General features: G+C 59.2%; 12 protein-coding genes and 1 pseudogene. 7 read left to right on the forward strand and 6 right to left on the reverse strand.

Annotated features, from left to right (window positions below; translation table 11 throughout):
- Positions 1–10: 10 nt before the first annotated feature.
- From N434_RS23370 to N434_RS23380, 3 genes are read right to left on the reverse strand one after another with little or no spacing between them, the layout of a single operon-like run.
- Complete coding sequence (locus N434_RS23370) at positions 11–1,012, reverse strand: dipeptidase (RefSeq protein WP_110760493.1); 1,002 nt, start codon at positions 1,010–1,012, stop codon at positions 11–13.
- Positions 1,009–1,653 carry a 2-hydroxychromene-2-carboxylate isomerase gene (locus N434_RS23375; protein WP_065116640.1) on the reverse strand — a complete coding sequence of 215 codons (645 nt, stop codon included), beginning with the start codon at positions 1,651–1,653 and terminating at the stop codon, positions 1,009–1,011. The genes N434_RS23370 and N434_RS23375 overlap by 4 nt, the downstream gene beginning before the upstream one ends.
- A complete protein-coding gene (locus N434_RS23380; protein WP_110760494.1) occupies positions 1,646–3,145 on the reverse strand; it encodes a SidA/IucD/PvdA family monooxygenase in 1,500 nt (499 codons plus the stop codon). Before N434_RS23380 ends, N434_RS23375 begins: the two co-directional genes overlap by 8 nt.
- A gap of 379 nt (positions 3,146–3,524) precedes the next feature.
- Here N434_RS23380 and N434_RS23385 point away from each other — a divergent pair, with 379 nt between their 5' ends.
- From N434_RS23385 to N434_RS23400, 4 genes are all read left to right on the forward strand, one after another.
- On the forward strand, positions 3,525–4,850 hold the full coding sequence (locus N434_RS23385; RefSeq protein WP_110760495.1) for an LLM class flavin-dependent oxidoreductase: 1,326 nt from the start codon (positions 3,525–3,527) through the stop codon (positions 4,848–4,850).
- A 153-nt stretch (positions 4,851–5,003) separates the two neighbouring features.
- On the forward strand, positions 5,004–5,999 hold the full coding sequence (locus N434_RS23390) for an aliphatic sulfonate ABC transporter substrate-binding protein (RefSeq protein ID WP_110760496.1): 996 nt from the start codon (positions 5,004–5,006) through the stop codon (positions 5,997–5,999).
- A complete protein-coding gene (locus tag N434_RS23395; RefSeq protein WP_110760497.1) occupies positions 5,996–6,865 on the forward strand; it encodes an ABC transporter permease in 870 nt (289 codons plus the stop codon). The genes N434_RS23390 and N434_RS23395 overlap by 4 nt, the downstream gene beginning before the upstream one ends.
- Complete coding sequence (locus N434_RS23400) at positions 6,862–7,590, forward strand: ABC transporter ATP-binding protein (RefSeq protein ID WP_110760498.1); 729 nt, start codon at positions 6,862–6,864, stop codon at positions 7,588–7,590. Before N434_RS23395 ends, N434_RS23400 begins: the two co-directional genes overlap by 4 nt.
- Positions 7,591–7,710: 120 nt before the next feature.
- On the opposite strand, the gene N434_RS23405 is transcribed toward N434_RS23400, so the two are convergent.
- A complete protein-coding gene (locus N434_RS23405; protein WP_110760499.1) occupies positions 7,711–8,994 on the reverse strand; it encodes a cystathionine gamma-synthase family protein in 1,284 nt (427 codons plus the stop codon).
- 123 nt (positions 8,995–9,117) lie between these two features.
- On the opposite strand from N434_RS23405, the gene N434_RS23410 reads away from it, so the two are divergent.
- Complete coding sequence (locus N434_RS23410) at positions 9,118–9,576, forward strand: Lrp/AsnC family transcriptional regulator (RefSeq protein WP_065116646.1); 459 nt, start codon at positions 9,118–9,120, stop codon at positions 9,574–9,576.
- Between the two features lie 142 nt (positions 9,577–9,718).
- On the opposite strand, the gene N434_RS23415 is transcribed toward N434_RS23410, so the two are convergent.
- Positions 9,719–10,111: a winged helix-turn-helix transcriptional regulator gene (locus N434_RS23415; protein WP_065116647.1), complete on the reverse strand. Its 393-nt coding sequence runs from the start codon at positions 10,109–10,111 to the stop codon at positions 9,719–9,721.
- A gap of 142 nt (positions 10,112–10,253) precedes the next feature.
- Here N434_RS23415 and N434_RS23420 point away from each other — a divergent pair, with 142 nt between their 5' ends.
- A complete protein-coding gene (locus tag N434_RS23420; RefSeq protein WP_110760500.1) occupies positions 10,254–11,243 on the forward strand; it encodes a zinc-dependent alcohol dehydrogenase family protein in 990 nt (329 codons plus the stop codon).
- A gap of 122 nt (positions 11,244–11,365) precedes the next feature.
- On the opposite strand, the gene N434_RS23425 is transcribed toward N434_RS23420, so the two are convergent.
- Positions 11,366–11,869, reverse strand: a complete 504-nt coding sequence (locus tag N434_RS23425; RefSeq protein WP_110760507.1) for a GNAT family N-acetyltransferase — start codon at positions 11,867–11,869, stop codon at positions 11,366–11,368.
- A 336-nt stretch (positions 11,870–12,205) separates the two neighbouring features.
- Here N434_RS23425 and N434_RS23430 point away from each other — a divergent pair.
- Positions 12,206–12,417: pseudogene (locus N434_RS23430) on the forward strand (winged helix-turn-helix transcriptional regulator); the annotation flags it as partial.

The raw sequence follows: 12,417 nt of genomic DNA on the forward strand, positions 1-12,417 counted from the left end.
TTTGATATTGTCAGTTTGCGGGCCGCCAGGCGGCATCCAGCACGCGCAGCCAGTTCTGGCCGAGAAGTTTGAGAACGAGCGTTTCGCTCCAGCCGCGCGCCAGCATGCGGGCGGTGATATTGGGCACCTCGCCGATGCGCTCGATGCCCTTCGGCTTGGAAATCTTGACCGTCGCGAATTCCGTCAGCGTGCGGGCCGTGCCCTTGTCGCGGTTGGCCCAGAGCTGCCAGGGACCGGGACGCGGCCGCTCCTGCGAAAAATCCGTGCCGATGCCGACATGGTCCTCGCCGACGAGATCGATGACATAGGCCATGGCGTCGAGATAATCTTCCACCGTCGCATCGTTTCCGGCAGCAAGTCCCGGCGCAAAAAGGCTGATGCCGATGATGCCGCCCTTTTCCGCGCAGGCCTTGAACAGTTCATCCGGCTTGTTGCGCTTCACATCGCGCAGCGCCCGCGGCAGCACATGCGAGATGCAGACCGGCGCTTGCGAGCGGGCGATGACATCCGCCGTGGTTCTGTCGCCGACATGGCTCAGATCGCAGAGCACGCCGACGCGGTTCATCTCCGCCAGCACCTCGCGGCCGAAACCTGTCAGGCCGCTGTCATTTTCCTCAAGGTACCCGGCACCGGAATAATTCTGGGTGTTGTAGGTCAATTGCATGATGCCGACGCCGAGATCCTTGAAGATTTCGACGTAATCGAGCTTGTCTTCCAGTGGCGAGGTGTTCTGCCAGCCGATGATGATGCCGGTCCTGTTCTCGGCCTTCGCCGCATGAATATCGGCCACCGTCCGCACCGGGCGGATCAGGTCGTCGTTTTCCCGCAGGAAACGCTTCCATTCGCTGACATAACCGATGCCCTCGCGAAAATTTTCCCAGATCACGCTGGAGACATTGACGGCGGTAAGGCCGCCGGCGCGCATGTCATCGAATATCGACCTGCTCCACTGACAGGTTTGCAGACCGTCGATGACGATGGCCTGATTATGGAGTTTTGCGGCATCGGTCATGCGGATGTCCTCACTGCGGATTGTGAAAGCTGCTGCTTGAGCGCCCCAAGGGCGCGGCTTGCGAATTCCAGACGGTCCTGCCCCCAGAAGAGTTCGCCGTTCACCACATAGGTCGGCGTTCCGAAAATCCCGAGACGTTCGGCCTCTGCCAGATTTCCCTGCCATTCCGCCACGATGTCTTCCGGCTGCGGATCGCGCACGAGGGCAGCGCCTTCCGAGCCGAGGACTGCCTGCGCGATGACGCGGAGCGTCTCGGGATCGGCAATGTCACGATCTTCGCTCCACAAGGCGCGCTGGATGGCGAAGGACAGGCCGATCGCATCGAGCCCGGCCTTCTGCGCGGCGATGACGAGCTGCGCGGCGCGTTCGATGGTGGCGCAGGGGTAAAACTTCGGCGTCAGGTTGAGCGGCATGTCGAGATAACGCCGCCACCGGTCCAGTTCCACGGCATGATAACTCTGCCGGGCGTCCGGGCGGCTGCGTAGCGGAATGCCGCCATTGGCCTCGATGATGCGGATGGGCCGCAGGACGATTTCGGCACCATGCGTGCGGGCGACGTCCACAGCCCGTGGCGCACCGAAATAGGCCCATGGCGAAGAAATCCCGTAAAATATCTCCAGTTTCAGCGCCGCTTCAGCCATTGGCATGCTCCTTGATCCTGTCCTGCGCGTCCGCGTCGCGCCATTCCTCGCCGGTGATTTCAGCGGTGTCGTGGTTCATGAAAGTCTCGAAATGACGGGCGCGGTCTTCGACGAAGAGAGACCGGGCGATGCCCTGCGCCAGACGCTCCGCCCCCTGGCTGACGGCCGGAATGCCGCTGGTGATTTTTCCGTGGGAAGGAACAGCCGGATAAGCGAAGCAATGAATGCGGGAAATCGGCTCCGCCACGGCAGCTGGAAGATCCGGTTTCGGCAGAAATTCGAAGGCCGGCCCGAGATAGGGATAGGACCCCAGCGCGTCATTCTCCTCACCGGCGGGCGGCTGGTAGGTGTCGCACCAGAGCAGGACACGGTCGCTCAGGGCCGCAAATTCCGGCCGCCTGGCGAAATCGACATCGAAGCCGGTGGCGAAAATGATGAGATCGGCTGGATAGTGCCCCTTCGGGGTCTCGATTTCCATAGCATCGCCCACCTCCGTAAGACTGAGGACGGGACTGCCCAGGTGGAAAAACGCATTGTCATGACGCGAGACACGAAGGACGCTGTGGCGCGGCGGCGGGATCTGTGTGCGCTCTGCCTCGACCATGAAGGCCCAGCGGTCGGCATCGGGCAGGCCGATATAGCCGTGAGTCATGCCGAGACTGGCGATACCGCCGAATTTTTCGACCCGGGGGATATCAGGCCTGCGAATGAAAAGATCGACGCGGGCGGCCCCCGCCTCCAGTGCCGCGGCTGCATTGTCCATCGCCGAAGCCCCGGCACCGACCACCGCGACACGCTTGCCACGCAATGCGCTCACATCGAACACATCGCCGCTGTGGCGCACGAAACGGGCGGGAACCGTTTTCGCCACATCCGGCAGGCGCGGCGCACCGAGACCATCGAGCCCCGTCGCCAGGATCACCCGACGCGCCAGAACCCTTGCTGGACCTTCCGGCCCCAGAAAATCGAGAGAGAGCAGGCCATCCTCGCGCAGAACAAGACCAGCAAGTTCCGTATCGTTGCTCACCGGCAGCGCCAGCACATTGCGGTACCAGACCATGTAAGCCATCCAGGCCTCACGCGGTATGAGCGCCATCTCCTCATAGGCGCGCGCGCCGAACTGCGCCTCGAACCACGCGCGGAATGTCAGGGAGGGTACGCCGAGCGCCGGCCCGGCCAGTTCCTTGCGGGTGCGCAGCGTTTCCATTCGTGCACTTGTCACCCACGGCCCTTCCAACCCGCTCGATGCCCTGTCGAAAGCGCGGATATTGTCGATCCCGGCAAATGAAAGAGCGGCAAGCGCGGTCAGCCCACAAAGCCCCGCACCGATGACAGCGACATCCAGCACTTCGACACCGTTGAGATGGGTGCGCGGCACCCACGGCCTGGCCGGGCGCTCAAGCAGGGCGAGTTCCTGCGCAAGCCTCGCCTCCAGCGCCGGCAAGCCGCCCGCATCCACGGACATTGCATCGGTTTTGTGATCTTCAATCATGTTATTTCTGAATTAATGCGCGTTAAAAATTCTATTTAAGCATTATAAGAAACACAGAAGCGGAGATCCGGAAAGCAAAATTCTTCTAATCATTGGCAATTTTCGGCAAATTTTGGCGCAGGCAGCGAGAAGTGAAGTTCGGCCTTCCGATTCTCCCGCTCAATGGGACTGAAACAAAACCGGCATGGGTGACGCAATCACCACCAAATTCAGAATTTCAGCAAAAATCTTTCGGTTCGGGAATCATAATCGGAATAGTCTTTGCCGCACCAATCCCCCGGCAGGGATATCGTCGCGACAAGCGAAGGCCTGCCTGCGTCTGCGAATTCACCAGCAACGCGTCGTGCGGACCAAACCATCAACGGGAAAGTAGAGCCCAATGGCAAATGACCGCAAACTGCATCTCGGCGCCTTCATGCGGCCCGTCAGTCTCCATACGGGCGCATGGCGTTATCCGGGCGCCTTCCCGGATGCGAATTTCAATTTCGCTCATCTGGCGCGTTTCGCACAACAGCTGGAAGCCGCGAAGTTCGATGCCTTCTTCATGGCCGATCATCTAGCGGTGCTGAACATGCCCACGGAGGCGCTGCGCCGCAGCCATACCGTCACCTCCTTCGAGCCCTTCACCCTGCTTTCGGCGCTCGCCGCCGTCACCTCCCGCATCGGGCTGGTCGCCACCGCCTCCACCACATTCGACGAACCCTATCACGTCGCCCGGCGTTTCGCCTCGCTTGATCACCTCAGCAACGGCCGCGCCGGCTGGAACATCGTCACCACGTCAAATCCCGACGCCGCCCGGAATTTCGGCCGCGAACAACAGCCTGACCATGCCGAGCGCTATGGCCGCGCGCGGGAATTTTACGATGTCGTCACCGGCCTCTGGGACTCCTTTTCCGACAACGCCTTTATCCGGGATGTCGATAGCGGGCTGTTCTTCGATCCCGAAAAGATGCATGTGCTGGACCACAAGGGACCCGAATTTTCCGTGCGCGGACCGCTCAACATCGCGCGCCCGGTGCAGGGTTGGCCCGTCATCGTGCAGGCCGGAGCGTCCGAGCCGGGACGCCAGCTTGCCGCCGAGACGGCAGAGGTGGTTTTTGCGGCAACACCCACGCTTGCGGCGGGCAAGGCTTTTTATAAGGACGTCAAGGACAGGACTGTCGCGGCGGGCCGTTCGCGCGACGGAATTGTCATCCTGCCGGGCGCTTTCGTTCTCGTCGGCGACAGCGTGGAAGAGGCGAAGGCCAAACGCGCCAAACTCGACAGCCTTGTCCATTATGACAGCGCGATCGCCTCACTCTCGATTGCGCTCGGCCACGATGTTTCCGGCTTCGATCCCGATAGTCCCCTGCCTGATATTCCCGAGACCAATGCCAGCAAATCCAGCCGTGAAAGGGTGATCGAACTTGCCCGAAACGAGGGCCTGACGGTGCGCCAGCTTGCCCAGCGACTGGGCGGTTATGCGGGTCTTGCCTTCGTCGGCACACCAAAAACCATCGCTGACGAAATGGAGCAATGGCTCCATGAGGAGGGTTCGGACGGTTTCAACGTCACCTTCCCTTTCCTGCCCGCCGGCCTGGACGACTTCACGACGCAGGTGGTGCCGGAGCTGCAAAGGCGCGGGCTGTTCCGCAAGGACTATGAGGGGCCGACATTGCGCGATCATCTTGGCCTGCAACGACCGGCCAATCGATTTTTCACCTGAATAACGCGCCGTCGCGCCGATTGCGCTCCCGGTAGGGAGATTTTCCACGCGGCTCGCAAAGTTTGGCATGAGGTTCCAGAAGGGCGGATTGACCTCAAAAACACCCGCCCATACCCTTTAAATACACAAAATACATAAATTAGGTGAATTAATATGAAGGCTGAACATTCCCGCCGCCAGATCCTCAAATTCGGCATTGCCGCCGCTCTTGCCGCACCGCTTGCCACGGGCAAGGCGCTGGCCCAGAATTCACAGGAGTTTCCTGCCGAGCTGAAGCTGGACTGGGGATTTTACTCCTCCCATACGCTGCTGATAAAGAACAAGGGCTGGCTTGAGGAGGCTTTCAAGGATGTCGGCACGAAGATTACCTGGGTGCAATCCCGCGGCAGCAACAATTCGCTCGAATTCCTGAAGGTCGGCTCGACGGATTTTGCCGGCTCGGCTGCCCTTTCCGCCTTTCTCGCGCGCGCCAATGGCGTGCCGCTGAAGGTGATCTATGTGGCGAGCTGGGGCGGTTCCTCCATCATTCAGGTGCGCCCGGATTCGCCCATCAAGACCGTCGCCGATCTCAAGGGCAAGACCATTGCGGTCACCAAGGGCACCGCGCCCTATTTCACACTCGTGCGCGCGCTTGACCAGAACAAGCTGTCCATCGACGACCTCAAGGTCGTGAACCTGCAGCATCCGGAAGGTTTCAACGCACTTCAGCAGGGTCAGGTGGATGCCTGGGTCGGCATCGATCCGCACACATCCCAGGCCGAGCTTGCCGGCGACCGGGCGATTTTTGACGAGCGCAGCTGGCGCGACGGCAGCGTCTTCAGCGTCTCCGAGGCGTTTCTGGCGAAGTACCCGAAAGCGGTCGACAGACTTCTCGGCGTCTGGGTGCAGACGCAGAAATGGATTCGTGAAAACAACGGCGAATTCATCGATTTCGTTACGCAGGTTACCGGTAACGATCCCAAGATCACCAAGCTGACGATCGAAAAGCGCGACTGGAAGGACCCCGTGCCGGGCGAAGAGCTGCTGAACTCGATCCGCATCGTCACGCCGCTGCTCGGCGACGATGTTCTGCGTCCGGGCGTCAATGTCGACAATGTCCTGTCATCATTGATCGATCCGGCGCCGGCGAAAAAGGCACTTGGCGCATGAATTCCCACCCGCGCGAATTCCGGCGCGTGAAACAGACTGCAGGACAATTCCCCTCCCGATTGCCGCTTGCGCAAAGGGTGGGGAATTTCCTTGGCCGTTTCGACCTGCGCGGCGCGATCGTGCCCGTCGGGTCGCTGCTGCTGCTTGAGCTTTTCGTTCGCCTCGGCTGGGTCAGTCCCTATGTGCTGCCGCCGCCTTCCGAACTTTACGACACCTTCCTGCGGCTTGCGGAAGGTCCGCTGTGGACGAATGTTGCGGCCAGTACCGCCCGCGTCTTCGTCGGCTTCGTCATCGGCTCCCTGCTCGCCATCGTCGTCGGTTCGCTCGTCGGTCTGGTGATTGCCGCCGAACGTTATCTCGAGCCGACATTTCAGGCACTGAGAGCGGTTCCGAGCCTTGCATGGGTGCCGCTGCTGATGATCTGGTTCGGCATCGGCGAGACCTCGAAAATCGTGCTGATCGCCAAAAGCGCGTTTTTTCCGGTCTATCTCAACCTCTTTTCCGGCATCAGAAATGTGGACCGCAAGCTGGTGGAGGTGGGCGAGATGTATCGCCAGCCGCTGCCCGTGCTGGTGTGGCGGATTTTCATTCCCGCCTCGTTGCCGCATCTCTTCACGGGCCTGCGTTACGGGCTGTCGCTCGCCTGGCTGAGCGTCGTCGCGGCCGAACTTCTGGCCGCCTCGGAAGGTATCGGCTACATGCTGTCCGACGGGCGGGAGCTTTCGCGGCCCGATCTCGTCATGATCGCCATCATCTGCCTTGCGGTGCTGGGCAAGATTTCCGACAGCCTCTTCAAGATCGTCGAGGAGCGCTGCCTGCGCTGGCGTGACACCTATGCGCTTCACGAAGGAGGAGGTCTGCGATGAGCCTGCTCAATGTCGATGTGCGCGAAAAAGCTTTCGGCGACACGGTCATCCTTCAGGACATCCAGCTGACGCTCGGTGATGGCGAAGCGGCAGTTCTTCTTGGTCCCAGCGGTTGTGGGAAAAGTACCTTGCTGCGCATTGCCGCCGGCCTCGATCGGCGCTTTTCAGGCACGGTCAAGGTTCAGCAGGCAAAGGAAGATGAGGCCTCGCCGCCCATCGCCTTCGTGTTTCAGGAGCCCCGCCTGATGCCCTGGCTGACGGTTGCCGAAAACATAGGTTACGCCGCCGGCAAGAAATATGATGCCCGGCGGGTGGAGGGCCTGATCAACGATGTGGGCCTGAGCGGCCACGCCAGCGCGCTGCCAAAAGCCCTTTCAGGTGGCATGGCGCAACGTGTAGCTATCGCGAGAGCGCTCTATACCCGGCCGCGCATATTGTTGCTGGATGAACCCTTCAGTGCCGTGGACGCCTTCACGCGAATGAGATTGCAGGACCTCGTGCTGAAAATCGTCGAACAGCGCGGAATTTCCTTCCTGCTCGTCACCCACGATATCGATGAAGCGCTCTATCTCGGTGACCGGATATACATGATGGGCGCCCATGATGGTCGTATCCAGCAGCGGATAGAGGTGGACGTGCCGCGCCCGCGTGACCGAAGATCACCGCAACTCGCCAGCCTCAAGAACGAGGTACTGACCGCCCTGCACAATGCCCACGTCATCTGAAGGCTGCGGCCCCGCCAGAACAGTCGGCGTCAGGCTGGCAGGCGAGGCTGAGCGGCGGCAGAGAATCTGCCGCGGCATTTCGCGGTTTTGCATCCACTCGGGGCTACATCTCCCTCCACGTCATGACTTGTCCAACGAGAGGGCCAGATCAGCGACAAGATCGTCGGGATGTTCGATACCGATTGACAGCCGGATTGTGGAATCCAGCACACCGATACGCTGGCGAACATCGGCGGGAACTCCCGAATGCGTCATGGTTGCCGGATGAGAAGCAAGAGACTCCGTACCGCCAAGGCTTACCGCAAGCTTGAATATGGTCAGGGCATTGAGGAATTTGAAGGATGCGGCCTGGCCGCCGATGATGTCAAACGAGAAGGTCGATCCCGCACCGGAACATTGAGCGGCAAATACCTTGCCCACGGCGGAGGCCGGATCGCTGAACGGCAGGTAATGGATTCTTTCGACCTTCGGGTGCGCCTTCAGGAATTCAGCCACGACCCTGGCGTTGTTGTCCGCCCGCTCCATCCGGATCTGCAGCGTCTCAAGGGAGCGGCCAAGCATCCAGCATGAATGCGGATCAAGCTGCGTGCCGATCGCTCCGCGCAACGCCTTCACCTGCTTCATGACATCCTTCCGGCCGAGCGCAGCCCCGGCAATGAGGTCGGAATGCCCGCCAACATATTTCGTCAGCGAATAGAGCGAAATATCGGCGCCATGCTCGATGGGCCGCTGGAACACCGGGCCGAGAAGCGTGTTGTCGCAGGCGATAATCGGCCTGTGCCCCTGCTTTTGACCGATCACATCAGCGACACGGCCCATCATCGCGATGTCGACAATGCTGTTTGTCGGATTGGCGGGGGTTTCGATAAGGATGACAGACACCCGGCCCTTCGCCATCGCCTCCTCTGCCGCAGCCATCACCGAGGCCTCGCTGACACCGTCGGCGAAACCCACTGCCGACACGCCGAAATTATGGAAGGTCTTCGCCAGCAGCGTCTCCGTGCCACCATATAGGGGCTGGGAATGGAGCACGGTGTCGCCGGGCCGGACGAAGGCGAAAAGCGTCGTTGAAATGGCGGACATGCCGGAGGAGAAGAGCGCACAGCTCTCCGTACGTTCATAAACGGCAAGGCGATCCTCAACGATCTCGCTGTTCGGATGGTTGAAACGCGAATAGACGAGGCCCGCCCCCCTGCCCTCCGGCGGTTCCTTGCGCCCGGAGACGTAATCGAAGAAATCGCGCCCGTCTTCGGCCGACTTGAAGACGAAAGTCGACGTCAGAAACACAGGCGGCTTTACGGCGCCCTCCGACAATTCCGGATCATATCCGTAATTGAGCATCTGGGTCTCGGGATGGAGAGCGTGGTTGCCGATATGGGTTTTGGACGGATGCGGCGCGGTCATTTCCGATGATCCCTCAGCTGGCGTTGAACTGTCTGCAGGTTACATGCAATCAGGCCAAAATACCTTGCATTTTAAGGCGCAGACATGTCTGATGGCGCAATATATTGCGGAGAATTTTCAATTATGTCGCAGAAAATTGCAGACCAGATCGACAAACGGATACTCCGGGAATTGTCCGCCGATGCGCGGGTCACAAACAACGAACTGGCCGAGCGGGTCGGGCTATCGGCATCTGCGTGTCTGCGGCGGCTTAGGCGGCTGGAGGAGATGGGGGCGATCAAGGGGTATTCCGCAATCATCGATCCGGCAATCGAGGGATGGACCATGACCGCCCTTGCGTCCGTCCGCCTCAGCCGCCAGCACGATGACGAAATCCGGATGTTCGAGGCGGCCGTTCTCAACTGGGACGAGGTTCTCGAATGCCACCTGGTCACCGGCTCGAAGGATTACATGCTCAAGGTCATGTGTGGCGGGCTGGAGGACTACGAGCGCTTCATCAAGGACAAGATCGCAAAGCTGAAATGCGTTGACACCATCGAGACAAGCTTCGTCATGAACACGATAAAGGCACGACGCATCTAAGCGTCGCAGCGATTGTGGCAATCCGCTTTTTCCATCCGGCGCTCTTGCTCCAGGACCGCTATGACGGCAATGCACCATAAACGCGCGCCACGACTATTATCGATTGTCTGGTGCCGATAGCCGGCTATCGCACCGATGGCGATCATGCCGGAAGTGACGTTTTCGACGGCACAAATTCCAGATGATCGTCGCGCGCCACCAGATTGCGACGGGTAAGCCATCCATGCCCCCAGTCCCGCAAACCAAGCAGTATCGGCGCCAATGTCCTGCCTTCCTCGGTAATTGAATACTCCACCTTGGGCGGAATGACGGCGAATACCTTCCGCTCCACGAGGCCGTCATCCTCAAGCTCCCTTAGCTGTTTGATCAGCAAACGCTGTGAGCAGTCGCCAAGTTCTCTCTTGAGTGCATTAAAGCGCAAGGTCCCCTTTAGCAGGTGATAAAGGATCATCCCCTTCCATTTACCGCTAATGAGGTTAAGGGCCGCGTACATAGTGCAGCCTGGCACCTCATCGTAGTCCCTGTCCTTGTTCATCCCAGCCTCACCGACAGTATACTTTTAGACACTATATGCTGCGGATTACCCTATTTTCATTTTCGTATCCAGTTGCCAATTGCACCTGACCACGCACGCCGCTTCCAAAGGCGTGAGGGCAAAGATGCAAGGAGTATGCAGCATGACGAGAGTTGTACGTTTCCATGAATATGGCGAGCCCGACGTTCTCCGGATAGACGACATCGAAGTTTCCGTTCCGGCTGATGACGAGGTGCAGATCGCGGTCAAAGCCATCGGCCTTAACCGTGCAGAGGTGATGTTTCGCCGCCATGCATATCTGCAGGAGGCAGAATTTCCCTCGAAGCTCGGTTACGAAGCCGCCGGCACCATCGTGGCCATCGGATGTGGAGTTGCGGACTTTGCGGAAGGCGATATTGTGAGCGTAATCCCTACCCTCGACATGGCGCGATGGGGCACCTACGGCGAACTCATCAATGTACCGGCTCGTCACGCCGTGAAGCATCCGGAGAATCTCTCATTCGAACAGGCAGCCGCATCCTGGATGCAATATGTGACGGCGTGGGGCGCGCTGATTGAACAGGCAAGACTATCTGCCGGCGAATTTGTGATCATCTCGGCGGCATCGAGCAGTGTCGGCATTGCCGCATTTCAAATTGCCCGCAGTGTCGGCGCCACCGTGATCGCAACAACGCGCACGAGCGCCAAGTCGAAAGCCCTGCTTGACGCGGGCGCGCATCACGTCGTTGCGACGGCAGAAGAAGACCTCAGCGCGCGCGTAGCCGCTATCACCAATGGCAAAGGTGCGCGCGTTGTATTCGATCCAATCGGCGGTCCGGCAATCGCCCAGCTTGCCGATTGCATGGCGGTTGGTGGCATATTGCTTGAATACGGTGCACTCAGCGCCGACGAAGGTTCGTTCCCGCAATTTGCTGTTCTTGGCAAAAGCCTGACGCTGAAAGGCTATCTCTATACCGAGATTGTCTCCGACAACGCGCCCCTTGCCCGCGCGAAGGCCTTCATCAACGATGGGCTGCGATCCGGTGCTCTCGACCCGCTAATCTCTCGCACTTTCGCGTTCGATGATATCCGGGAGGCAACCCGTTTTCTGGAAAGCAATGAGCAGATCGGCAAGATTGTCGTTTCTCTTTAACCTCAGGAAATCACTGAACCTTTGCTCGGCTCCCGCTGATTTTTCCGAATTGGCGGGAGCCGTTTCGGTCGCCTGTAGTCCCACCGGAGCAACCCATTTCTATCTTTTTGTACCGACTGCAGTCATAATAATTCGGTCGGGCGTAACCTGCGAAATAACAAACGGTTTCGATCAGGAAGATGGCGGTCCAGCACGAAACCGGCCTTCTCCAAAACTCTTTTCGAGCCGCCATTATCTGGATGCGCCATCGCCCAGACTTGCGGCAGCTTGAGCTGATGATCTGAAAAAGCCAATGCTGCGCGAACAAGCTCGGAAGCATAACCCTTTCCCCAAACCTCTGGCCGGAAGTAATACCCTATTTCGAAACCCCAGCCTGGATCAAAAGGGTCTTCATACAGGCCGCCCCACCCTATGATGCGGCCGTCTTCACGGTGCACCACCGCCCATGGCGCACAGCCATCACGGCGTCTTCGCCACTCATGGACCATTACCCGTCGCTGGCACTCCCGAAGCGATTTATCGCGATGGGTATGCTGCATTGCAACAGGGTCTCCAAGAAATTCAAATAGCTCGGGAATGTCGGCCTTGCGTGATCGACGTAGGATCAATCGTTCAGTTTCCAGCATGATTGCAGCCTCCAACATCTTCCGACTCAATGATCGGAAGAACATCGTAAGTGCAAAGTCTACGTCAACTGAGTTCCCGTTGGCTCATACCGCTTAGGACCGGTTCAAGATGTCTGCATATGTGGAATCGCGATGCCCCTGCCGGTGCATACGCTCAATCATCAGGTCATTGCAGGCGGCAGCCGGCCTAGACAGAACTTCCGGTGATCGTCAAAAGCCTGGCCTGTTGATTGCCACTGAGAACTGACCCGGCGTGGCGTGATATTTCCATTGAGAATTGACCCATGTTCCAACCTTCCCTCGCATGTTTTCAGCGAGGGCTATGGAGTGATCGACATGGCGTTATTGAGCGTGATCCGACGCTGGCATTTTCGAGAACATTTATCGATCCGGGAGATTTGCCGCAGGACTGGCCTATCCCGGAATACCATCCGCAAATACCTGCGTCTGGACGGCGTGGAGCCGAAGTTCAAGGTCCCGGAGCGGCCGAGCAAGCTCGATCCTTTTGCCGATCGGTTGTCTGCCTGGCTGAAGACCGAATCCAAGAA

The organism is Rhizobium sp. UGM030330-04, assembly GCF_003208455.1.
GTDB lineage: Bacteria > Pseudomonadota > Alphaproteobacteria > Rhizobiales > Rhizobiaceae > Agrobacterium > Agrobacterium rhizogenes_A.